18 protein-coding genes are annotated in these 24,945 nt (G+C 47.5%); 1 reads left to right on the top strand and 17 read right to left on the bottom strand.

Translation table 11 applies throughout. The features are described 5' to 3' along the window. Positions 1-276 precede the first annotated feature (276 nt). Positions 277-1,194, bottom strand: coding sequence for an AraC family transcriptional regulator (locus tag PTQ21_RS08965; RefSeq protein ID WP_274569557.1), 918 nt, complete (start codon positions 1,192-1,194; stop codon positions 277-279). 429 nt (positions 1,195-1,623) lie between these two features. Further along, on the bottom strand, positions 1,624-4,779 hold the full coding sequence (locus tag PTQ21_RS08960) for a copper amine oxidase N-terminal domain-containing protein (RefSeq protein ID WP_274569555.1): 3,156 nt from the start codon (positions 4,777-4,779) through the stop codon (positions 1,624-1,626). 287 nt (positions 4,780-5,066) lie between these two features. Here PTQ21_RS08960 and PTQ21_RS08955 point away from each other — a divergent pair, with 287 nt between their 5' ends. Beyond that, a complete protein-coding gene (locus PTQ21_RS08955) occupies positions 5,067-6,032 on the top strand; it encodes a hypothetical protein (protein WP_274569554.1) in 966 nt (321 codons plus the stop codon). Between the two features lie 125 nt (positions 6,033-6,157). Here the strand turns inward: PTQ21_RS08955 and PTQ21_RS08950 are convergent, their stop codons facing one another. The 15 genes from PTQ21_RS08950 to purS form a co-directional block, all read right to left on the bottom strand. Beyond that, on the bottom strand, positions 6,158-6,760 hold the full coding sequence (locus PTQ21_RS08950; RefSeq protein ID WP_274569552.1) for a GNAT family N-acetyltransferase: 603 nt from the start codon (positions 6,758-6,760) through the stop codon (positions 6,158-6,160). Next, complete coding sequence (gene ilvA, locus PTQ21_RS08945; RefSeq protein WP_063568068.1) at positions 6,760-8,052, bottom strand: threonine ammonia-lyase IlvA; 1,293 nt, start codon at positions 8,050-8,052, stop codon at positions 6,760-6,762. The genes PTQ21_RS08950 and ilvA overlap by 1 nt, the downstream gene beginning before the upstream one ends. Before the next feature lie 63 nt (positions 8,053-8,115). Beyond that, on the bottom strand, positions 8,116-9,006 hold the full coding sequence (locus PTQ21_RS08940) for an alpha/beta fold hydrolase (RefSeq protein ID WP_274569549.1): 891 nt from the start codon (positions 9,004-9,006) through the stop codon (positions 8,116-8,118). Positions 9,007-9,263: 257 nt separating this feature from the next. Then, positions 9,264-9,869, bottom strand: coding sequence for an alpha/beta hydrolase (locus PTQ21_RS08935; protein ID WP_274570468.1), 606 nt, complete (start codon positions 9,867-9,869; stop codon positions 9,264-9,266). 14 nt (positions 9,870-9,883) lie between these two features. Then, entirely contained in the window at positions 9,884-10,834 is a 951-nt protein-coding gene (locus PTQ21_RS08930) for a ring-cleaving dioxygenase (protein WP_420800356.1), read from the bottom strand. Positions 10,835-11,147: 313 nt separating this feature from the next. Further along, positions 11,148-12,230 (bottom strand): hemolysin family protein, encoded by a 1,083-nt coding sequence (locus PTQ21_RS08925; protein ID WP_274569548.1) that lies wholly within the window; start codon positions 12,228-12,230, stop codon positions 11,148-11,150. Between the two features lie 277 nt (positions 12,231-12,507). Beyond that, on the bottom strand, positions 12,508-13,845 hold the full coding sequence (locus tag PTQ21_RS08920; protein WP_274569546.1) for a hemolysin family protein: 1,338 nt from the start codon (positions 13,843-13,845) through the stop codon (positions 12,508-12,510). A gap of 724 nt (positions 13,846-14,569) precedes the next feature. Further along, on the bottom strand, positions 14,570-15,835 hold the full coding sequence (gene purD / locus PTQ21_RS08915; RefSeq protein WP_274569545.1) for a phosphoribosylamine--glycine ligase: 1,266 nt from the start codon (positions 15,833-15,835) through the stop codon (positions 14,570-14,572). 130 nt (positions 15,836-15,965) lie between these two features. Beyond that, positions 15,966-17,513 carry a bifunctional phosphoribosylaminoimidazolecarboxamide formyltransferase/IMP cyclohydrolase gene (gene purH / locus PTQ21_RS08910; protein ID WP_090811736.1) on the bottom strand — a complete coding sequence of 516 codons (1,548 nt, stop codon included), beginning with the start codon at positions 17,511-17,513 and terminating at the stop codon, positions 15,966-15,968. Between the two features lie 334 nt (positions 17,514-17,847). Continuing rightward, on the bottom strand, positions 17,848-18,465 hold the full coding sequence (gene purN / locus PTQ21_RS08905) for a phosphoribosylglycinamide formyltransferase (protein WP_274569542.1): 618 nt from the start codon (positions 18,463-18,465) through the stop codon (positions 17,848-17,850). Then, entirely contained in the window at positions 18,465-19,505 is a 1,041-nt protein-coding gene (purM, locus tag PTQ21_RS08900; RefSeq protein ID WP_063568060.1) for a phosphoribosylformylglycinamidine cyclo-ligase, read from the bottom strand. Before purM ends, purN begins: the two co-directional genes overlap by 1 nt. Before the next feature lie 627 nt (positions 19,506-20,132). Continuing rightward, the gene (purF, locus tag PTQ21_RS08895; protein WP_079697175.1) at positions 20,133-21,611 is read right to left on the bottom strand and encodes an amidophosphoribosyltransferase; all 1,479 of its coding nucleotides are present in this window, start codon (positions 21,609-21,611) and stop codon (positions 20,133-20,135) included. Beyond that, a complete protein-coding gene (purL, locus tag PTQ21_RS08890) occupies positions 21,596-23,839 on the bottom strand; it encodes a phosphoribosylformylglycinamidine synthase subunit PurL (RefSeq protein ID WP_274569540.1) in 2,244 nt (747 codons plus the stop codon). The genes purF and purL overlap by 16 nt, the downstream gene beginning before the upstream one ends. Beyond that, positions 23,817-24,506, bottom strand: a complete 690-nt coding sequence (gene purQ / locus PTQ21_RS08885; RefSeq protein WP_274569539.1) for a phosphoribosylformylglycinamidine synthase subunit PurQ — start codon at positions 24,504-24,506, stop codon at positions 23,817-23,819. The genes purL and purQ overlap by 23 nt, the downstream gene beginning before the upstream one ends. 4 nt (positions 24,507-24,510) lie before the next feature. After that, positions 24,511-24,756 carry a phosphoribosylformylglycinamidine synthase subunit PurS gene (gene purS, locus PTQ21_RS08880; protein ID WP_024633544.1) on the bottom strand — a complete coding sequence of 82 codons (246 nt, stop codon included), beginning with the start codon at positions 24,754-24,756 and terminating at the stop codon, positions 24,511-24,513. Positions 24,757-24,945: the final 189 nt, after the last annotated feature.

The raw sequence follows: 24,945 nt of genomic DNA, 5'->3' as shown, positions 1-24,945 counted from the left end.
AGTTATGTGGTGTGCGAAGATGATGAAGTATGAGTGAAGTACGACATTCGGTGATGAGATAGAATATCGAGTTTCAAAAAAGGGGCCATTATGGCCCCTTGCCAGCTGTTGAGAAATTCTCGACAGCTATTTTTATTTTCAGACCATTCAGGTAAACTTTTATAATATTTTTAAATAGCAGAGGAAAAGTGATCACGTACCACATCTTATTTGTAACCTTAGATACGGCCAGCAACTCGTTTGAAACTAATCCCGCCTTCGAAAGGAATGTTCATGTCAAGCTTCAGATAGATGATCCACAGGGCCCGTAGAGTCTTTCTCCATTTTGAGCTGAATGCGATGCTTGATCTCCTTGCCTGGAGTCTCTCCGAATTCTCGCTTATACATGCGGATAAAGTAGTTCACTTCCATACCAACCGTCTCCGCAGCCTCTCTTACACTTGCTCGTGGATGCTTGTCCAGCCATTCCGACGCCTTCTGCAAACGCAATCGCTGCATGTACTGATGTCCCGTTATCCCATGCCTCTGGTGAAATAATCGGTTCAGGTGCTGCACCGAATAACCAACGGCTTCAGCTACATGCTTCAGCAGCAGATCATCCTGGTAGTGCGTTTGCATCAGTGACACAGCTCGGGTGAATGCTTCATTTGCCGATTCCGACTCGCGCTCAGAACGTGTTAATGATCCACTCCGTGCTACTCGCTCCCCTGTCTCCTCACGCAGAGGGAGAATGGACCGGGACATGTCCAGAATAAGCTGATAGATGATCGTTGAACTGTTCCACATTTCAGTCATCCCAACGCCCAGCGAGTGCCAGATATCCGTAAGACGTGACCAAAACTGTTCAAATTCGAACAAACGCAGTGGCCCCATCGCCAGTAGCCCCGCCGACTGAAGCACCGCCCCCGCCGCCTCTCCACCAATGCCAATATATCCAAGCTCCCCGTGTGTTTTGGAATGCGGAATATACTCATGTGCAACCCCAGGTTCCATCACGAACAGTTCACCCGCCGACACAGTCCATACACCTTCACCTGGAACCTTAAATTCCCCTTTGCCGCTGCGTAATAAAAAAAGCTGATACACCGGAAATCCATCCGGTCTAAACTGAACTTTCTCTTCTTGTGTCCCCACACAATACAGATACAGAGGCAACCGGGAATCCGGCAGGCCGGTCAAGCGAAATGCAAGCATCCCATCATTCCTTTCGGATCATGCTCTTCTTTCTCCTATTATCCATCGGTTGCCCCCGTTGCAGCAACGGCCAAAGGAACCTTTTTGGTGATAGGATTTTATAGTGCAGTATATTTGATTCAGAGAATTCACTACATTAGCAGAACAACCTTTGAGATTAAGAAAAACTCCCCTTCACTTTTGGAAAGGGAGCCTGAGTTGTTAACATAACTGAAAGATAAAATTGTTGGTTCTCGGAGTGACCGTTCCGGTTACGGATCGTTCTTTCGATCGCTCTTGTCTCCAAATTTATTTGATTCAACCTTTATACGGTTTAAATTCGGAGACAAAGGCGAGCGCTACCGCTTCTTCAGAATCGATTCCGTCCCCTTCACTACTTCTGGCGCTTAACAAAGCAAACTACTCATCAAAGCATCAAACTCTTTACAATTATTGAAGTGGAGTTTCTCCAGTAGGAGTTTGACTACCATTATCCGGATTGGACGTAGGAACTGCCGGAATAGTAAATGTAGCTATATCTGACCTTGTGGTTGTATATTTCGCAGAGTCACTAGACACGGAAACCACTCTGATTTTATATTTTCCTGGTTTGAAAACAGCTTCATCCGAATCCGTTGAATTACTGGTAATGTTAACGTTCGCTGTTGATGGATTGCCAGCCCCACTATTCACAGTGGCTACTCGACTACCAAGGCCGTTATCGAATGTGGTGCTATCATTTTGGACAATGTAAACATCATAGCCTGCAATTCCAGTTTCATTGCTAGGCTTGGTGAAGCTGACATCAATGGAAGAATCATTCGCTGTCGCATTCAGGCCTGTTACCATATCAACAGGCGAGGGCGCTTGAGCCTTGGCATTAATCGTGAACAAAGGCGATGTAGCCACACTGGATTCACGTTTGCTGTCTGATGATTCCGACAAAATGACAACCTTATACGCTATGCCAGCTTGAATATCATTACCGTTGCTATCCTTCAGCACCATGGGCAGCTCTGTTGGACTTGAATTAACAACTGTTGCATAACTTGATTTTGCAGTTATTTTAGCTGCATTCAGATCAAACGAAGTTAGAGCTGGTACAACCATTAACACATAACGTCCAATGCCTGCATCAGAAGCAGGCTTCGTAAATTTCACGGTCACATCTGTTACTTTACCTGTGGCTTGCGCTGCATCTTTCACCGTTGCGGTTACATTGCTAACTGCGGCTACGGCTGTATTGGAAGCTAATGTGATCACTCCCGAGCCTGAAGACAATGCATTGGCAAGAGAACTGTTATTATTTACTGCCATTACAAACACCTTATAGCTCACATCATTACGAATCAGGTCCCCATCCGTTGTTCTGGAACTAGTATCTAGAGTTACAGGGTAGTTGCTTGATCCGTTCTTGCTTACGAGCTTATAGTTCGAATTCCTGCTAGCTTCTGCTAGATTGAAATTACTCGCATTGCCCGATTTCACCACAAACACACGATAATGATTCACATTCGTCTCATCCGTTGAACGATTGAATGTCACACGCAGATCGCTACCATTGCCGTTATCTCCAATATCCGTTGCCGTCACATTGCTTGGTGCAGTCACAGCTGCATTGGCAGTCAGAGTAATCTGTGAAGAATAAGAAGATAAAGCATTCTGACTGGAGTTTCCACTTGTGCTTACCGACAGGACAAACACGCGATAGTTATTGTTATTGGAAACTGTGTAACCGTTGGTATCCACCATATAATTAGGGAGGGTAAATGACTGATTTCCACCCGTCTTGCTCACCTGATAATAATTGTTCGATGCGTTAGCTGCGCTCAGTGTGAAGCTGCCTGCATTTCCGGAACGGACCACATATACCCGATACGCAGAAACATTGGATTCATCTGAAGCTCTGGTAAACGAAACCCGAAGATCGCGTCCATCGCCGTAATCACTCACATCAGCCACACCGATGTTGCTTGCAACTCCAGCATTACTATTCGTTGTCAGTCTCAACAGTGTCGACGAGGAAGACAGCGCATTGGTATATCCATTCTGCTGGTTGCCTACAGCCATAACGTAGATTCGATAATCTTGCAGATTCGTTACGTTATAACCACTTGTGTCCTTCATGGAGGATGGCAGTGTTGTTGTAATGTTGTTGCCTGTTTTGTTCACGTTATAGTACAAGCTGGAAGACAGATTGCTCGCTGTAGTCAGATTAAAGCTGCTGGATACCGAGTTCCGCACTACGAAAATTCGATAATTAGCAACTTTGGATTCATCGGATGAACGGTTGAAGCTCACTTGAATGTCACGACCGTCTCCATAATCCGAATTGTCTTTCACTTGCGTGATGACTGGTGCTGTTGCTGTGTTTACGCCCAGCGTAAGTGAAGATGATACTGTGGACAGTTTATTGTCTGCTGTTGCCGCATTGGAGCTCACAGATACAATATACACGACATAGGATGTTCCGTTTTTGATCAATTCCCCGGATGTATCACGTGTCGAGGAACTTAACTGGGTTTTGACCGCTGTGCTGTTACCTTTGTAAATAATGGTTGAATTCGAACTGGACACATTATTTGCTGTAGTTAGATTGAATGAAGAAGCGTCTTTCGCCTTGACTACAAAAGCACGGTAATACGTAATATTGGATGTGGTACTCGGCTGTGTGAAGTTAATTTCCAAGTCACGTCCATCGCCATAGTCACTGATATCTGCGATCCGCAGACCTGTGACAGGTTGAACCGTCGTTTTCACATTGTTTAATTTCAAAGACTGGGAAGACCACGCCAGCAGATTTTTGTAGCTGTTGTTGCTATTTCCCACTGTAAGTACATATAAACGATACGTCTCATTAGAATTCAACAGATCCCCGTTAACGTCACGGGTCTGTGCATTAAGTGTCAGTCTAGGGTTACTACCATTTGGAGTAACGGATGTATAGTTCGAAGCAGGCACAGCCGATGCCGCAGACTCAGTAAAGCTGTTCACATCACGTGTTTTTACCAGCATAATCCGATATGCCGACACAGCCTTCTCGGACGTCGGACGTGTGAAGCTTACGGTCAGGTCACGACCATCCCCATTGCTTCCTGACACAGCACCGTAAATATTCCATGCTGCATATTGCGTCTCATCCACAGGAGGAGTGGACGTTGTTTTGATATCTACCCGCTGATTACGGGAATTCCAGAATACTTTCTCTCCAAAAGCTTCACTGACAAAACGAATCGGAACCATTGTATTTCCTTTGATCGTGTTTGCAGGCACATCCAGTGCGATCGCTTCGCCGTTGATGTAAGCCGTTTTGGAACCCAGCGTAAGCGATACTTCTTGGTCACCCCGGCTAGCCTTAATGGTTTTAGTTCTGTTGGTGTACTCTACTGTTGCATCCAATCCTTCAAAGATGGACCGCAAAGGAACCAGTACGCGTCCACCTTTCATGACTGGTGCCTGTGCGGACGAAAGCTCCGCATCATTGATATATATACTAATTCTCGCAGCTGCATCCATAACTGACGTTGGTAGTGCAGACATCAACATAGCCGATACGGCCAGTGCTGACATCACCTTTTTCACTTGACGTCCTCCCGCTTTCTTCATATCCAATATCCCCATTCTCTTCAATATTTAAGTTAGATTGTGATCGTTTTTGAATTTCATTTTATTCCTGTAATTTCCTGTGCACATCTAAGACGTATGAACATCAGTAAAAGTTTCCAATCCCACAAAAAATATTTTCGCAGAAATGCCCTTCATCCATCTACCCTCCAAAGGTTAAAAATAACAGAAGAATTTGTCATTATTCCGCAACAACATCCTTCCCAATTTCGTTTAATGTATAGTGAATAACAACCTATTATTTTTAAAATTACGGGAGGTTCACACAGATGACATCATCATATTTATCTGGACAACGCAAAAGGGTGCGATTCTTCATCACAGTCCTTACCCTTGCTGCAATCTTTACAGGAACCGCATTTACATCTGGAGCTGCTACTGCCGCCCCTTTAAGCCCGGATACCAAAGTAACCACCAGCAGTTCAACCGCCATATATAAAACGTTTCAGTCTATGCTCAAAAAAAAGAACGGCTTACCCGCGGCTGACACCTTTCTGGAATCCAATATCAAAAAAGTAACAAAGCATCACGCTACCCTGATGGTGCTTCAATTGGAGAATGCACGTCTGAAGGCTCTAACCTCCATGACGGACCGCTTGCTCGTTCCTAACGTTCAGGACAAGATGCTCAAGGCATACCAAACGAACGACAGCTTCACCAAACTCATGGAGCGTACCCAGGACTCCGATCTGCGTGCACTATTAAAAGAAGCCCGTGACAGCGGTTATCGCCTCGTCATGCTCGAAGGCTCCCTCTATCCCATTATGAATTATGCGGCACTCGTGAAATATACCTCTGATATTACAGAGGATATTTCAAGATACATCATCATCATGATGAAGGAAACGAAAAACTTGCCTGCGGATGACGGAGCTCTGGTCATTGGCTATCAGGAAATTCTCCTTCGAGCACTCAGCCAGGAAAGATTCTTGGAGCTGCATCCGAAATCGAATCGGGCCAAGCAGGTGCAGGATCTGTTGAACAGTTATACCCTGTATACCTTTTATGGGCTGAACAATACACCGCTCTTTGATTATGAAACGAACAAAATGGTTGCGAACGCCCAGAGAGGATACAACGGCGTCTTGCAGCGTCTTGCATCCGTCGATAGTGAATTCCTCACCAAGCTGGATGCCTTTATGGATGTGGTTAAGGAAGCAAAGTATGAGAAAACAGTTGCCGTGGAGAAATGGCTGGAACAGAATGTTCCGACCGGGGCGGATGCCGGCAATTAAATAATTCATGATATTAATCACCTAAAGCACAAGAAAACCGACATAGGATTCGCTCCCATGTCGGTTTTCTTTGGATTCTATCGATGAATTGAATCTCCTATACCAGGCTAACTCAGATTCAAGAACTACAGAATTGGCTTGACCATATGGTTATACTCATGTCCAGCAATGACAATTACTTCATCCTTGATATAGCCCTGGCGTTCGTACAACATCAAGGCACGGCCATTGTCACGTTCAACAATGAGGGACACCCGGAAGTGTCCAAGTTCCCTTCCCTGCTGCTCAAAAGCAGCCATCAATGCCTTGCCGATACCCTGCCCCTGATACGCTTCACTTACGGATAGAGTATCCAGATAATACTCCCCGGGACGGGTTTCTTTGACCAACGTATATTTCTCATCTGTACTCCGACCAGGCCGATCCAGAATCGGCTGATCCAGACGATCTGCTTCTCCGCCATCATACGCTACCAGTATTCCCGCGACCTGTTCGTCCTGCTCCATTACCGTTATATTGCGATAACTGATCCGATTGTCTTCCTGTACGTAAAATTGCTGCAATATCTGCATCGCTTTCTCATGCTCACCTTCACCCGCCAGAGCATAGGCAATATCACCAATCGCCTGATAAAGCAGAGGAATGACTTGTGTCGCATCTTCTTTGCGAGCAGGTCTCAACAGAGGCTGCGCCTCACTACGGTCCGACTTCACATTGGAATAATTCATCAGATTAGCATGTTGAACAGATTGAGATTTTTGTTCAGCTCGGTATACGCAAGGCCTTTACGATTCATACGTTCAATCAGCGGCTGGTAATCTTCCTTGTACATCAACTCGATGCCCACCAAGGCAGGTCCATTTTCCTTATCATGCTTCTTCGTATATTCAAAACGGGCAATGTCGTCATTGGGTCCCAATACTTCCACAAGGAATTCACGCAAAGCTCCCGCACGTTGTGGGAAATTGACCATGAAATAATATTTCAAACCTTCGTAGATCAACGAACGTTCTTTGATTTCCTGCATCCGATCGATATCATTGTTGCCGCCGCTGATCACACAGACAACCGTCTTACCCGCAATTTGTTCGCGATACTGCTCCAGTGCAGCAACCGCTAGAGAACCGGCAGGCTCCACTACGATAGCATTTTCATTATATAGCTCCAAAATGGTGGTGCAGGCTTTGCCCTCAGGCACCTTCACAATGTCATCCAACGTTTCACTACAGATGTCGAAGGTCAGGTCGCCAACTCGCTTCACCGCAGCACCATCCACGAATTTATCAATATCATCCAACGTGACAACCTGTTTGCGGAACATGGCTTCACTCATGGAAGCCGCGCCAAGTGGTTCTACGCCAATGATGCGTGTTTCCGGGCTAACCGTCTTCATGTAGGTTCCAACGCCAGCAGCCAGACCGCCACCACCAATTGTGACGAATACATAATCCGCTTTTTCATCCAAACTCTCCATGATTTCCATCGCCACCGTACCATTACCTGCAATGATCTTCGGCTGGTCGAACGGATGGATAAACGTCATACCCTGTTCATTACACGCACGCATAGCTTCTTCATAAGCATCGTCATACGTATCACCTGTCAGCACAACTTCAACATTATCTCCACCAAATCGACGTACCTGTTTCACCTTCTGGTTAGGAGTTGTGCTTGGCATGAAGATTTTCCCGTGAATGCTAAGCGCGTTACAGGAAAAAGCAACTCCCTGCGCATGGTTACCCGCGCTCGCGCAGACAATGCCTTTCTCCAGTTCAGCTGGAGTCAGACTACGAATCATGTTGTATGCTCCACGAATTTTAAACGAACGGACCACCTGCAGGTCTTCCCGTTTAAGATACACATTACAGTTATATTTGGCCGACAATACAGCATCCCGCTGTAAAGGCGTTCTTACAATGACTTCACGCAGCACATGATGTGCGCGCACGATATCTTCCATGCCAACACCGGTACGGCCGGGATTGGCAGTTCCCGTTGGTTCTTGTTCCACTGGTTTCATCTCTTATCCACACTCCGCTTATCTTGGTTGGCAATGCAAGCATTGCTTTTTCTTTTTATTGTATCACTTTTGTTCTGTTCTTGCGCCTGAGCTCGCATCATTTACCATTCGCAATATTTCATCAACAATGACCTGTGGATATGTAAACATGACCATATGGCTGGATTGATCGGCTCCAATCCATTTTGCATTCGTTAAAGTACTCACAGTCCGGCGGTGTGCCTCGATAATAGCGGGTCTTATTTTACGTTCTCCCATGCCCGTTTTCGTACCTGAGATGATGCTGACTTCCAAATCACCAAGATCGAGAGGAGTAACCAGCAAGGAAGCCAAGTCATTCAGAAAAGGTTTTGACTCTGCAACCATAGTCTTAGCCGCCTGTACAGTGAAATCCTCGGAACGGTGATCCCTGACAACATCGCCAGGCTGTACACTTCCAGGTCTGCTGCCTAATAATCTGTACAATCCTGTACGTGCCATGAGTGGAATTAGGAGACTGTTCAAGGCAAAATTGAATTTGGCTGCTTTGGAAAAGTACAATTGGCAATGCTCGTCTGAAGGATCAACCAGGATGATCCCCCTTAATCGTGACAGGTTCGAGGCCGCAGCCGCTCGTACAATGGGGCCTCCCCAGCTGTGCCCTACTAATATGAACGGACCAGGTCCCAATGCAGTCAGCAGATCGTCAAGGTCTTCTGCTATTCTACGAAGTTTGCGCGGAGACGAATCAATTTCACTTCGTCCTGCCCCCGACCTGTCGTACACAACGGCATGTGCATATTCAGCAACTGCAGGTGCTACCAGCCCCCAGATCGATCGTGAGAAGCCCATACCGGACTCAAATACAACGGTCAGATCGCCTGTTCCTCTGGACATATAATATAGTTTGCGACCATCCCGGGTCTGAATAAATGCACTTGAACCAAAAGAATGTGAGCTATGGTTAGGCTTCATCTTCCCCTCCTGATTACACGCATAGTCATAACAAACCGAATCTAATTGAAAATGATTATCAATTACTTGATTATAGATTATTCCATACTTTAGGACAAGGCATAGTGTCGCTCTGATTCATTAAAAAGTGGATCGTTGGAAATTGGCACGAGTAGCATGCTGCTCGGTTCGTTAAACCTTAAAAACGGCAAAAAAGGGATGTCCCCGTCATTTTCATGACCTATGGGACATCCCTTTTAAAATGCCAGTCAAATTTTTTAAGCCTGAGTCTTAAACCAAGCCGCAGCAGCTTCAGCCTCGGTACGGGTCAACTGATGCCCCTGACGCTCCCAGTGCATGTGCACAGCTGCACCCGCACCGCTAAGTAGTGAGGCCAATTCATCCGTTTCACGTTTCGGCACAATTGGATCATTCTCTCCTGCGCCGATGAATACAGGCAGCCCCTTCAGGTCTGGCAATTCCAAACCGCGAAGCGGTACCATCGGATGGTGCAGAATCGCTCCTTTGAATACGTCAGCCTGATGGAAGATCAGACTTGCTGCAATGTTTGCTCCGTTAGAATAGCCCAGTGCGAAGACATTGGCACGATCAAAGCCATTCTCCAAAGCAGCTGCATCCACAAATGAACCCAATTCCGCTGTCCGTGCAATGAGATCTTCTTCGTCAAACACCCCTTCCGCCAAACGGCGGAAGAAACGGGGCATTCCATTTTCAGATACGTTACCACGCACCCCCAGAATACCAGCTCCTGGGGCAATCATCTCGGCCAGACCTACCAGATCGTTCTCCGTTCCACCTGTCCCGTGCAGCAACAAAAGGGTGGGTGCATCTGGCTGAGAACCTGCTTTATAAATATGTTTCATTGTATTGGTAGTAGTCATGATTTGGACTCTCCTTTCCATTCACGTACTTGAATAGGTGGCAGCAGCTGTTCAATCTGCTCACGCTGTGGTTCATACCATTCAGGCAGCATCAGCTTTTGGCCCATACTCTCCTGTGGTTCATCTCGTGCAAATCCTGGAGGATCAGTAGCCAGTTCAAACAGTATACCTCCTGGCTCCCGGAAATACACAGCGTTGAAGTACTGACGGTCAATGACCGGAGTTGGATGATATCCGGCTTTTTGAAGCTCCTGCTGCATTTGTTCATGCTCGACATAATCTTTTGCACGCCATGCAATATGGTGAACCGTCCCTGCTCCGCCAATTCCCCGCTGGATTCCAGTTGATTGAATGTCGATCAGTTGACCGATATCACCGCTCGCCTGCAGACGAATGATTCCATCCTCTTCTCCTACCTGCTCCAGACCGAGCATCGTTGTCAGCACATCCGTTGTTTTGTCAGGTACATGGCTGAATAACACAGCTCCACCAAAACCTTTGATGGCATGTTCAGACTGCACACCGTTGAATGCCCACTGACTTGGCTGGCCTCCATCACGCTCGACCAATTCGAGCAAGAGACCCCCTTTGTCGAAGAAGCGAATGTACTGCTCGCCAAATCTTGTTTTATTTTCAAATGGAATATCGAAGGATGTCAGACGTTCTTTCCAGAATGGCAGACTGCCCACCGGAATCGCATATACAGTTACGCCAGTCTGTCCTGCACCGATAACTCCTCTTCTGGCATTCTGCTGAGGGAAGAAGGTGATGATGGTGCCCGGTGCCCCATCCTCATTGCCATAATACAGATGGTACACATCCGGTGCATCAAAGTTAATCGTTTTTTTCACCATTCTCAGTGCCAATACACCTGCATAAAAATCAACATTTTTCTGTGCATCATCTACAAAAGCCGTAACGTGATGGATTCCTGAAGTTCTGAACATAATCTCCACTCCCTTGGTTTTATTTGTATCGTTGTTTTATTTGTATCGTTGTTATATTTAGCAGTTTGTTATGCATCGCTATTTGTTATTTATCTTTAAATTAAGATTCTTTAAATTTATATTAATCCATTAACCCTAAATAAGCAAGCTTTTGTTTTAAAGTTAAGATATATGCTTTTTAACCTGCTGAATTACGCCTGAGTATACTGAGATCGACAAAAAAACAGGCCCCGATCACTCGGAAACCTGTCTTCCTTAAATTTTATTCAATTGCCGCCATACAACATCGACCCTTATAATTTCGCATTATGTTTTAGGTTAATTTTAATCGCTTAGGCGGTTGAACCAGATCTTTGCCATCATACTCATCCTTAATATCTCCAACAATTTCTTCAAGAATGTCCTCCATCGTAACCAGACCAACTGTTTCCCCTTCTGCATTATGCACTGATGCGATATGGGAACGACTTTGCTGCATCTGGACCAAGACATCCTTAATCGGCGATAACTCCGAAAATTTCAACATGTCGTGTACAAACGTATCCATGTTGAAAGCCCGGCCTGCGGCAACACTCGTAAGCATTTCCTTTGTATGAATAAATCCAACGAAGTGATCCTGATTTCCTTTTTCGATCACAGGAAAACGTGTATATTCATGCTGCTTTAGAACCTCGATCATACGTTCCAGCGGCATTTCTTTGTCCAGCGTAACGATTTTTTCTTTGCGGATCATAATCTCCTGAAGCAAACGTTCATCAAAAGCAAAAATGTTTTTGAGGTAGTCCAGCTCTGTCTGATTAATTTCTCCACTCTCGTAACTCTGCGCCATAATCAGCTTCAGTTCCTCTTCGGAGTGAACCGTATCGTGACCGGCTGGTTTTATACCGAAGATGCCAAGCAATAGACGGGCAGCCCCATTCAGCGCGTAGATGAACGGATTCATGATCTTACCAAACCAATACAGCGGTGGTGCAAGCAATAGTGTCATCTTCTCTGCAAACTGGATCGCCAGTGTTTTCGGTGCCAATTCACCGATAACCACATGCAGGAACGTGATGATTGCCAAGGCAATCCCGTACGAAAGTACCGTAGACAACGCCGCTGGGACTTCCAATCGCTCAAACAGCGGATGCAGCATTTTCTCAACAGTGGGTTCGCCCAACGCACCCAATACCAGTGCTGTGATCGTGATACCCAATTGACACGCAGATAGATAATAATCCAGATTGTGAGCCACTTTTTTGGCCAATACCGCTTTTTTGTTCCCTTCCAAGATCAACTGATCTATTCGGGACATCCGTACTTTCAGAATTGCAAATTCCGCTCCAACGAAAAAGGCGGTCAGTCCTATAAATACGGCTACTAAAAATAAGTTTAAGGCTATTATTCCGTCCAATGATTTCCCTCAATATGAGGGATTCACCTCCAAGTAAAATTTATATTAAGGTTGCACGAGTGACGTTCCGGTGACGGCTCGTTCTTCCGATCGCCATTGCCTCCAAATTTCCCTAATTGTTGTTTTCAAAGGTTTAAAATTGGTTTGCAAACGCGAACGCTACGCTTCTTCAGAATCGATTCCGTCCCCTGCTACGTTGCCAAAACATTTAAAAATTCTGAGGGCAGTAGCCAAATGGGCAGTCATACCCTAGATTACAGTCATGATCAAACCAACATCACGCCAGGTCACTGGAAGATTCATCGACCTGAGTACCGTATACACGTTCAAGCAGAACCTGCTTAATGTGAAAATTTTCTGCGTCTACAACGGTCCAGACGTAATCACCGTGTTCTACCGTATCACCTTGTTCCACACCGACACCCTTCTGGAATTGAATCCATCCGGCCACAGTATCCATTTCTTCGTTGCCTTCAAAGACAATCCCAAACTGCCGCTCCAACTCATCCAGCAGCACCCGGCCGTTAATGAGATATTTGTTTTCTCCGGTTACCTGAATGTCAGCAACTTCATCAGCATCGAACTCATCCCGAATCTCGCCGACAAGCTCCTCCAGAATATCCTCCATTGTAATGATTCCCGAAGTACCTCCATATTCATCCACGACCACAGCCATGTGCACGCGTTCCTGTTGCATCTTGATCATCACATCCTGGATACTTGTAACTTCAGAAACGAAGGGAATCTCCCGAACAAAATCGATAAGTTGGTGCTCCCTAAGGGCAACCATGTCAGGCAAAATCTTTTTCACATTCACAACACCGACAATTCGGTCCTTGTCCCCATCCTCGATGACGGGATAACGTGAATAATTATGCTCATCCAATATCGGAATGATATCGTCATAAGTCATATTCTGATTAAGTGTCACAAGCTCTGTCCTCGGAACCATGATATCTTTGGCATCACGCTCATCGAATACGAATACGTTTTCCAGATACGAAAGCTTGGTCTTGTTGTTCTCGTCTCCTTCATAACTCTGGTTCATGATGATTTTGATCTCATCCTCCGAGTAGGCCTGTTCATGTCCGGCAGGCTTCACGCCAAATGCCCTAAGAAGCACGCGGGATGCACCATTCAGCGCCCAAATGAAAGGATACATAATTTTTCCGAACCAATATAGCGGTGGCGAGAGCAACAGCGTCAATTTTTCCGAAAATTGAATCGCCATCGTTTTGGGAGCCATCTCCCCAACCACAACGTGCAGGAACGTGACAAGGATAAAGGCAATCGCATAGGAAGCAACCGCCGATATGGAAGCTGATACGTCCAGATAATTAAATACCGGGTATAACAACCTTTCAACGGTTGGCTTACCGAGCGCTCCCAATCCAAGGGCAGTTACGGTAATACCGAGCTGACAGGCTGACAGATAATAATCGAGGTCCGAGACTACTTTTTTGGCCAATATGGCTTTTTTATTCCCCTCGGCAACCAATTGATCCACTCTTGATGTACGAATCTTAACCACAGCGAACTCAGATGCAACGAAAAATGCGGTCAATGCAATCAAGATAATGAGTAATACAATATTTAATATGGTGATTATGTCCAATGATTTCCCCGCTTCTCAGGGATTCACCTCCAGAGATAGTTACAGCGTCATTGGTTAACTTCGTTAACCATTCAACAGCTGGTTGACGTTCAATATGGCGTATGCCTTATATGAAATCGAAAAGATAAAGTGTGTATAGGTTGTACTTTGACCTTGTAAAATTGCAAAACAGGAATTCAGGATGAAGTCAATCACTTATAGAAACTACTTCACTAAAAACAGGGTTTCCCCTCATGCTGTCATTGTTTCTCGATTTACTCCACCAAAATTCTCCATTTGGACAGTTTACAATATCGCCTTCCCAATAGATATCCACCTCCCCTCTTATTCATTCCTGTTTCAGAAAAGTATAACATGTTCTACGCCAAACCATCCAGTTGCACGTTATGGTTTGGAATATAGATTATAAAATGAGTTCACAAAATAAACTTTTATGTATGTGGTCTTTCTCGCATCTACAGTTCATTTTATGTGATATGGTTCACATAATTAGTATAGACCAGTTTATAGAAATGGTACCCTTTACTTTAGTCGATTAAACCTGCTATAGGCCTCTAAGTACAACCATTCTTCTTTGCCTTATCCGGACAGTAACAAGTCCAGCAATGAAACGATAATTATGTATACGTTGAAAAGGACCCGCAGGATGCAAACACCTTTTTCGGTGTACATCTTTACGGGCCCTTAGGTTTCACTTTATCAAGTTACAATTCATTAGAATTAGTTATACCAACGCTTTGGCAGCAATATCAGAACGTTGATGTTTACCGTCAAAATGGATACGTTCCGCTTGAGCGTAGGCTTTGTTTCTAGCTTCGGCAATATCAGAACCAAGACCCACAACGCCTAGAATTCGTCCACCATTGGTGACCCATTCTCCAGATTCATTGCGTGCGGTTCCAGCATGGAATACCACTGCTTCATCGACTTGATCCAGTCCTTCAATAACTACACCTTTTGCATACGGACCAGGATAACCTCCAGACGCAAGCACCACACATACAGCGGCTTCGTCGCTCCATTCAATCTCGATATCCGCCAATTTCCCGTGCACGGTTGCCCAGAAAATATCGAACAGATCACTCTTCAGACGCGGCAACACGACCTGCGTCTCAGGATCACCGAAACGAGCATTGAACTCAATCGTTTTGGGTTTACCATCTGGTGAAATCATCAGCCCGGCAAACAATACACCTTGGAACGGACGCCCTTCAGATACCATCGCTTTGGCTGTTGGTTTGATAATCGTCTCTACCGCTTCTTCAATGATGGAGGCGGGGATATGTGGCAATGGTGAGTATGTACCCATTCCGCCCGTGTTTGGCCCCTGATCATTGTCGAATACCGGTTTGTGATCCTGTGCAGCAGCCATCGGACGAACGGTCTCCCCATCGACAAACGCCAAAATCGACATTTCCTGACCTGCCAGGAATTCTTCGATAATAACTTTGGCTCCTGCTTCACCAAATACTTTGTCCACCATAATGCTGCGGAGTGCCTGATCAGCCTCATCACGGGAATAGGCTACAGTAACGCCTTTTCCAGCTGCCAGCCCATCGGCCTTGATTACCACAGGGATGGACTGCTCATTCAGATAAGCCTGCGCTTGTTCGTAATTGTCGAATTTTTCATAGGCTGCAGTCGGAATATTGTATTTGTGCAGTAAGTCTTTCATAAACGTTTTGCTGCCCTCAATCTCTGCTGCATTGCGGCGTGGTCCAAATACCGGAATACCTGTTTTATCAAAAGCGTCCACAATGCCGTCTGCGAGCGGATCGTCTGGCCCAATAACAACCAATCCCACGTTAAGCTCCACGGCGAGTGCCGTCAGTTTATCGAATTCATTTACCGCAATCGGATGACACTCGGCGAGCTGCGCAATGCCCGCATTTCCTGGAGCACAATGAATCTTGCCTGCCTTCGGGCTTTTCGCCAGTGCCCATATGATTGCGTGTTCCCGGCCACCGCCGCCCACTACCAGAATATCCATTAGCGTTGTTCCCCCTCCGTGTATAACTGGTTTTGTAATACTATTACGTGTTTAAATATCCTAAAAAAGAAGGGGTGTACCATAAGTCATAAGCATGACAGGCGACACCCCTTATTAAACCTTTTTCGCTCTAGTGTTTGAAGTGACGAACGCCAGTGAAGACCATGGCAATGCCGTATTCATTCGCTACTTTGATGGACTCTTCGTCCTTGATCGAACCACCTGGTTGAATAACGGCTGTAACTCCAGCTTTGGCTGCAAGTTCCAGTGTATCGCCCATTGGGAAGAACGCATCGGATGCCAGAATGGCACCTTTGGCTAGTTCTCCAGCTTGTTCAATAGCAATCTTGGCTGCGCCGACACGGTTCATTTGCCCTGCGCCAACACCTACAGTCATGTCGTTTGCTGCAAGCACGATCGCATTAGATTTCACATGCTTAACCACTTTCCAGCCAAACAACAGCTGTTTCAGTTCTTCTTCGGATGGTGCACGATCTGTAACTACCTTGAGCTCGCTTGCTTCAATTGAATGCACATCACTTTGTTGCACAATCATACCGCCGTCGATGGAGGTAACTACGAACTTACTCTCCCGATTACGGGCAGCGTTCAGTTCACCCGTTTTGAGCAAACGAATATTTTTCTTTTTGGTCAGGATGTCGAGTGCCTCTTGTGTAAAGTCAGGAGCCAGTACGATTTCCAGGAAAATTTCACTCAGTTTAGCCGCTGTATCGCTATCGATAATGCGGTTGGCTGCCACAATTCCACCAAAGATAGAAGTTGGATCAGCCGCATAAGCTTTGCCGTAAGCTTCGTAGATGCTTTCGCCAATACCCACGCCGCAAGGATTCATATGTTTAACCGCCACAACTGCCGGTTCTTCAAATTCTTTCACAATCTGCAAAGCTGCGTTCGCATCGTTGATATTATTGTAGGACAACTCTTTGCCATGCAATTGCTCGGCTGTTGTCAACGTATCTTGGGCTGCCAGCGGTTTGCGGTAGAATGCCGCCTGCTGATGTGGATTTTCGCCATAGCGCAAATCCTGGAGTTTTTCGTAAGTAACCGTCAGACGCTCTGGCAGTGGATCACCGTTCAGGTTGGAGAGATAATCAGAAATAACTGCATCGTATGCCGCTGTATGGCGGAACACTTTTGCCGCAAGCCGTTTGCGTGTCTCGAGTGTGGTGTCCCCATTGCTGCGGACCTCTTCAAGCACCTTGCCATAATCTGCTGTGTCTACAACAACACTAACATAAGCATGGTTTTTGGCAGCAGAACGAAGCATGGTTGGACCACCAATATCGATGTTCTCGATTGCGTCCTCATACGTTACGTCCGGTTTGGCGATGGTGTCCTGGAACGGATACAGGTTTACAACAACGAGGTCGATATAGTCCAGTCCATTCTCCTCCATCTGGCGCTTGTGCTCTTCGCTGTCACGAACAGCCAATAAACCACCATGCACTGCTGGATGCAATGTTTTAACACGTCCGTCCATAATCTCCGGGAATCCGGTCACATCCGAAATTCCGATGACAGGTACGCCTTCCTTCGACAACAGACTGCTTGTACCTCCTGTCGAAATAATCTCCACACCCATTTGCGACAGCTCGCGGCAAAAATCCACGATGCCTGTTTTATCCCATACGCTGACCAGCGCTCTTTTGATACTCACAATATGCTCCTCCTTTAATGTCCCATGGCTTCGCGTTTCATGGCGAAACACAACCGATTTATTTCCCGAGAAATATCACAAAATGCGTACCAATTTTCGACTTCTGTTATACAAGTTGAACCAAGATGTTTACACGGGACACTCCGATGACAGAACAACCCTCCAATCGCTGTTATCCCCAGATTTTTGATTCCCTTTTCTTAAAGGGAAAATCCGGTGATAAAGCGTATGCTTCCGATGTAGCTTTCTTTCAGAAAGCTTTTAGGCGAACGCTTCGCTTCTTCAGGTTTTTTCTATCCTCTCCGTTAATGTGTAAAAAAATTTTCAACTTATATCAAACCGGTTTGTTAACAGTGACGTGACGTCCGTCTAACTGAACCAGACCTTGCGCAAACCAGGAAACAACCTCGGGGTATAACCGCTGTTCGGCCGCATGAATAGAACGGCTGATTGACTCAGGCGTATCCTCTGGCAAAATAGGAACAGGGTGCTGGGCAATAATCGGCCCTGTATCCATTCCCCCATCCACAAAGTGGACGGTAACCCCGGTGATCTTAACGCCATATTCCAGTGCCTGCCCTATGGCATCTTTGCCTGCAAACGCTGGCAACAATGACGGATGAATGTTAATCAATCTTCCTGCATAGCGATCCACGACTACCGAAGTCAACAATCTCATGTATCCGGCAAGAACAACCAGGTCAATGTCTTTGGATTCAAGAACTTCCACGATCTCAGCCTCGTAGGCTTCGCGGGAATCATAATTTTTAGGAGTAAACAGATGGCATTCCACGCCTGCCTCCTGCGCCCGCTGCACCACACGTGCAGCCGGTTTGTCACATACCAGCAGATCTATGGATGCCCCCAGCCCTCCATTCCGTGCTGCATCAACCAATGCTTGAAAGTTCGACCCTTCACCAGAGGCAAATACAGCAATACGGTAGTTCGCCATTAAACATCCGCTCCCGTGAAGGTTACTCGCGCATCTCCTTCGGTCACACGTCCAATGATGTACGCTTCTTCACCCGATGCTTTCAGTTGTTCCAATGCTTCAACTGCGTCAGCTTCATTCACGACCAGCACAAGTCCGATCCCCATATTAAACGTGGTGAACATGTCGCGGTTCGAAACGGAGCCCTTTTCTTGCAACAGATTGAAGATTGGCAGAATCGGCCAAGAACCATAATCAATATCTACATTCACGCTGCTTGGCAGCATACGCGGGATGTTCTCGATGAAGCCACCACCAGTAATGTGGGCCATGCCTTTTACTTTTACCTTTTCAAGCAGGGACAGGAGTGGTTTCACATAGATTTTCGTTGGTTCCAGTAGTGCGTCACCCAGCTTGCCGCCCAGTTCAGCAACTTCATCCTGCAAGCCCAATCCGGCTTGTTCCAACAATAGTTTGCGTACCAAGGAGAATCCGTTACTATGCACTCCGCTGGATGCAAGTCCGATCACTGTGTCGCCAGGAGAGATCGTTGTACCGTTAATGATTTTCGCTTTGTCCACGATACCTACGGTAAATCCGGCAATATCGTATTCACCCTCACTGTACATGCCCGGCATTTCAGCCGTTTCCCCACCGATTAATGCACAACCGGATTGATGGCAGCCTTCTGCGATTCCCGCAACAATGGCTTCGATTTTCTCCGGTATGACTTTGTCACAAGCCAGATAGTCGAGGAAGAACAGCGGCTCTGCACCCTGTACCACAATGTCGTTCACACACATGGCTACCGCGTCGATTCCGATGGTATCATGACGGTCCATGGCAAATGCGATTTTCAGCTTAGTTCCTACACCGTCTGTACCGGATACAAGCACCGGCTCATCATATTTATCTTTGTTCAAACCGAACAGGGCGCCAAAGCCTCCCAGATCTGTCATCACTTCCGGACGGAAGGTACGCTTTACATGTTTTTTCATCCGTTCAACCGCTTCGTTGCCTGCCGCGATATCGACGCCGGCGTTTTTGTATGCTTCGGACAAGTGGAATCAGCTCCTTATTTTTCGCCCCTCCTAAATCCTCCCGCCCGGGAGGACCCCATAGGACCTTGGCAGGCCCTCTGGACACCCGCCAAACAAGCGGTGCAGGGGTGGCTGGTATGATCTTGCTATGGTTGGTTCGTTCGTGTGCTCGCGTGGTTGTTCGCCGATTCCGCTGGCCGAAGGCCATCGGTCGGCGAACCCCGCTCGGCTGCGCTGCGGGGCAAGCCCGCGGGGGCAGCTGCTTCGCTTGGCTGCCCTGGCCCCTATTGCTCTGCAAGGCGGGGCTTAAGGGCCGGGCTGCGCTCGGGGGCAGCTGCTTCGCCTGGCTGCCCGGCCCCTGTTGCTCCGCAAGGCGAGGCTAAGGGCCGGGCTGCGCTCGGGGGCAGCTGCTTCGCTTGGCTGCCCTGGCCCCTATTGCTCCGCAAGGCGGGGCTAAGGGCTCGGGCTATGCCCGGGGGTAGCTGCTTCGCACTGCTGCCTTGGCCCCTGTTGCTCCGCAAGGCAGGGCTAAGGGCCGGGCTGCGCTCGGGGGCAGCTGCTTCGCTTGGCTGCCTTGGCCCCTGTTGCTCCGCAAGGCGGGGCTTAAGGGCGCAGGCTGCGAGATACGCTTGTCTAGCCGGATAACAGCTAGCAGCTGCAGCCAAATTTCTCTTCGCCGCCGAAGTCGAGGCGGGTTGGGTAATCATTATCAAAACATGCGAGGCAAAGCCCGCCTTTGTAGTCATCCTGATTATCTCCCTGAATCGACGTAATCAGCCCATCGGGGCTGAGGAACGACAGGGAGTCCGCGTTGATTTCACGGCAAATTTCTTCCACCGACAGCTGAGATGCAATCAACTCCCGACTGTCAGGCGTATCGATGCCGTAGAAGCACGGGTTTTTGAACGGTGGTGATGTAATGCGTACATGCACCTCTGTTGCTCCGGCATCACGCAGCATGTTCACGATCCGGCGGGAAGTGGTTCCCCGTACGATGGAGTCGTCAATCATGACCACGCGTTTGCCTTCTACCACACGACGCACGGCGCTCAATTTCATCTTCACGCCTTGTTCCCGCAGTTCCTGGCTTGGCTGGATAAACGTACGTCCGGTGTATTTGTTTTTGATCATACCCATCTCATACGGAATACCCGTCTGCTCGGCGTAGCCGATTGCTGCAGAAATACTGGAGTCTGGTACACCTGTTACCAGATCTGCATCGACAAACGACTCAATCGCCATCCGGCTACCCATCCGTTTACGCGCAGCGTGCTGGTTTGCACCATTCATGTCACTGTCCGGACGGGCAAAGTAGATATACTCCATTGCGCACAGTGCCTTGCGGTGTTTGTGATGATCGAAGCGGTCTTCATGAAGACCATCCGCATCCAGCACCAACAGTTCACCCGGTTCAATGTCACGAATCAACTCTGCACCAATCGTCTCCAATGCACATGTTTCGGATGCAAACAGATACGCATCTCCCAATTTACCCATTGTGAGCGGACGCAGACCATGGGGATCAGAAGCAACCAGCAACTTGTCGTTGGTCATGATCAGAAATGCATAACCACCCACAATACGCTGGAACGCATCCTTCGCGGCTTCTACCAATCCTTTGGAAGATCTCGCGATTAGATGGGCAATAACTTCGGTATCACTGGTCGTTTGAAAAATGGACCCGCCCTGCTCCAATTCACGCCGAATTGTTGGCGCATTTACGATATTTCCGTTGGTTGCTACAGCCAGATCACCATCGCGGTATTTAAATACCAATGGTTGTGCGTTCGTCAGCTTACTGTCACCACTGGTTGAATAACGAACGTGTCCGATGGAGATATCCCCGGTCAACGTCTGCATCAAGTCTTTGGTGAAGACTTCCTTCACCAGACCCATACCACGGTGGTAGTGAAACTCGTTACCGTCACTTACACACATTCCTGCACTTTCTTCACCCCGGTGTTGAAGGGCATGCAAGCCATAATAGGATAGTGATGCGGCGTCAGGGTGTTTGAACACCCCGAATACTCCGCATTCTTCCTTTAATTTGTCGAGTCCTTCCTTGCCGGACCCTTCGTTATAATAATCACCTGTCCACAATGGTCCTGTCGTCAGTTCATGAGACATGGAATCGCATCCTCCCAGACCTGAGCTAAACCTCCTACAGGTTCGTTCACGGCTGATGTTCCGTTCAATTCAATTGTCAGGTTACTTCCTTCTACACGTCCAATAACAGCTACAGGCACACCGCGTTCACGTACAAAAGCTTCCAGCTTACCAGCTTGCTCCGGCGAAGCCGACAGCAGAATACGAGATTGACTCTCACTGAACAGCGTATGATCTGCACGCAATGCCGTCTCAACATTAACCTGTGCACCCACGTTGCCGCTAATGCAAGACTCAGCCAATGCTACAGCAAGACCACCTTCAGACAAGTCATGCGCAGAGCGAACGAGGCCGGACTGAATTGCTTCCAGTACCGTATTAAGCAGTGCTTTTTCCGTGTTGAGGTCGAGCTGCGGTGGACGGCCTTCCGTTTTGCCATGAACCGCATATTGCAGTTCACTACCACCCAGTTCAGCTTTCGTTTCACCGAGCAGGATAATTACGTCACCTTCGGCTTTAAAGCCCTGTGTCGTGATATGATCCGTATCATGAACGAGACCTACCATACCGACAACTGGCGTTGGATAGATGGAGCCTTTGGCGTTTTCGTTATACAGACTTACGTTACCACCGATGACCGGCGTATCCAGCACACGACAAGCTTCCGCCATACCGTCTACTGCTTTTTCCATTTGCCAGAAAATATCCGGCTTCTCCGGGTTACCGAAGTTCAGGTTGTCCGTGATTGCCAATGGCTCTGCACCGGAACATACAATGTTACGCGCTGCTTCACTTACGGCAATCCGTCCACCTACTTCAGGATCAAGGTAAACATAGCGTCCATTACAGTCCGTTGTCATCGCCAGACCCTTACGTGTACCACGAATCGTAACTACGGCTGCATCCGAACCTGGACGAACCGCAGTACTTGTACGCACCATGTAATCATATTGATCATAAACCCACTTCTTGCTCGCTACTGTTGGGGATGCCAACACTTGTTTCAATGCACCGCCGAGATCCGACACTTCATCATAACGAAGGGTGTCGATAGAGGCACTTTGCTCGTAGTAAGCAGGTACAGAAGATGGTTTGTCATACACAGGGCACTCGTCAACCAGTGCTGTTACCGGCATATCTCCAACCACTTCGCCGTGGTGAATCAATTTCAGACGACCATCATCCGTTACTTTACCGACTTTTGCACAGATTACGCCCCAACGTTCAAAGATTTCCATCGCCTGCGCCTCATCCTTAGGCTCAACGACGAACAACATCCGTTCTTGGGACTCGGACAACATCATCTCGTAAGGTGTCATGCCTTCTTCACGCTGTGGCACCTGATCCAGATACAGTTCCAGACCATTGCCCGCCTTACTTGCCATTTCCGCACTGGAGCACGTCAGACCTGCTGCGCCCATATCCTGAATACCAAGCACGATACCGGTATCGATTAATTCGAGGCAAGACTCCATTACGAGTTTTTCCATGAACGGGTCACCGACCTGAACCGCTGTGCGTTGGGACTCGGATTCTTCCGTCAGCTCAACGGATGCAAAGGTTGCTCCATGAATACCATCACGGCCTGTTGGCGGCCCTACATAATACACAGGGTTTCCTACGCCTTTAGCTACGCCGCGCTGAATCTTGTCATGATCAATCAGACCCACACACATCGCGTTAACCAGCGGATTGCCTTCATAGCTCTCATCAAACATGACTTCACCAGCAACAGTAGGAATACCAATACAGTTTCCGTATCCAGCAATACCTGCTACCACGTGCTCGAACAGATATTTAACGCGATCACTTTCCAGCTTGCCAAAACGCAAGGAATTCAACAAAGCTACCGGTCTTGCTCCCATAGAGAAAATATCACGGATAATGCCGCCAACACCTGTTGCCGCACCTTGGTAAGGCTCAACCGCGGAAGGATGGTTATGGCTTTCAATTTTGAATACAACGGCCTGATTGTCACCGATATCTACGATCCCGGCACCTTCACCCGGACCCATCAGGACACGCGGTCCACTTGTAGGGAATCGACGCAGTAACGGCTTGGAGTTTTTGTATGCGCAGTGCTCCGACCACATAACACTGAAAACACCAATCTCCGTGTAGTTCGGCTTACGCCCCATGAACTCACAGATCAGCTCATACTCGCTGTCAGACACGCCCATTTGTGCGTAAAGTTTATGTTCTGCGACCTGTTCTGCTGTCGGTTCCTTAGCGGATAGCTGCTGCGTCATACCGATCCCTCCATGCTTTCAAAATAGATGTAAACATACGTTTGCCGTCTTCCGAACCCAGCAGTGAGTCCACCGCGCGCTCTGGATGTGGCATCATACCAACCACGTTTCCACCCTCATTACAGATTCCCGCGATATCACCCAGGGAACCGTTCGGGTTGCTGCCATACGTAAAGACGATCTGGTTGTTTGCCTGCAAACTCGCGAGTGTTTCCTCGTCACAGTAATAGTTTCCTTCACCGTGAGCAATTGGAATAACAATCTCTTCCCCCGGTGCATAGTCACGTGTAAATGGAGTATCTGCATTCGCTACTTTCAACACCGTATCGTGACAACGGAATTTCAGCGACATATTGCGGATCAATGCACCTGGAAGCAATCCCGCCTCAGTGAGGATCTGGAATCCGTTACAAATGCCGAGAATATATTTACCTTGTTCAGCAGCCTTAGCTACCTCATTCATTACGGGTGCAAAACGGGAGATCGCTCCGCAACGCAGATAGTCACCATAAGAGAAACCACCTGGAACTAGGATACAATCATAAGCCGATAGATCTGTAGCCGTGTGCCATACATAATCAACCTCTTGTCCAATCGCATCTTCTACTGCTTTGTAACAGTCGATGTCGCAGTTGGAGCCAGGAAACACAAGAACTGCAAATTTCATGGGGTTAACCCTCCAATTCGTAGCGGTAATCTTCAACAACGGTGTTAGCCAGCAGCTTCTCACACATTACTGTCAATCGTTTCTCCGCTTCCGCACGGTCTGTTGTATCCAGAGTCAGTTCCATGACTTTACCAATCCGTACACTTTCCACTTCATTGAATCCCATCGAATGCAGGGCACCTTGAACAGCTACTCCTTGCGGGTCGAGAACGCTTTGCTTAATAGTGACATAGACGGTTGCTTTGATCATGATCCTTATGTTCCTCCTCAGTAATGAACGGGATAAATGCTTTACGCTGTTAAAAAAAGTGACTTGGGAGCTTGCTCCGGGGCGGATTGTTCTTCCGGTCGCTGTTGTCCCCAGGTTTTTCTGAATTGTTTTGGCCCGCTATGCGGTTAAAACCCGGGGACAAAGGCGAACGCTATCGCTCCTTTAAGA

The organism is Paenibacillus marchantiae (assembly GCF_028771845.1).
GTDB classification, from domain to species: domain Bacteria; phylum Bacillota; class Bacilli; order Paenibacillales; family Paenibacillaceae; genus Paenibacillus; species Paenibacillus marchantiae.
The sequence above is the reverse complement of the archived record's forward strand: the minus strand, read 5'-3'. Positions and strand labels throughout refer to the sequence as shown.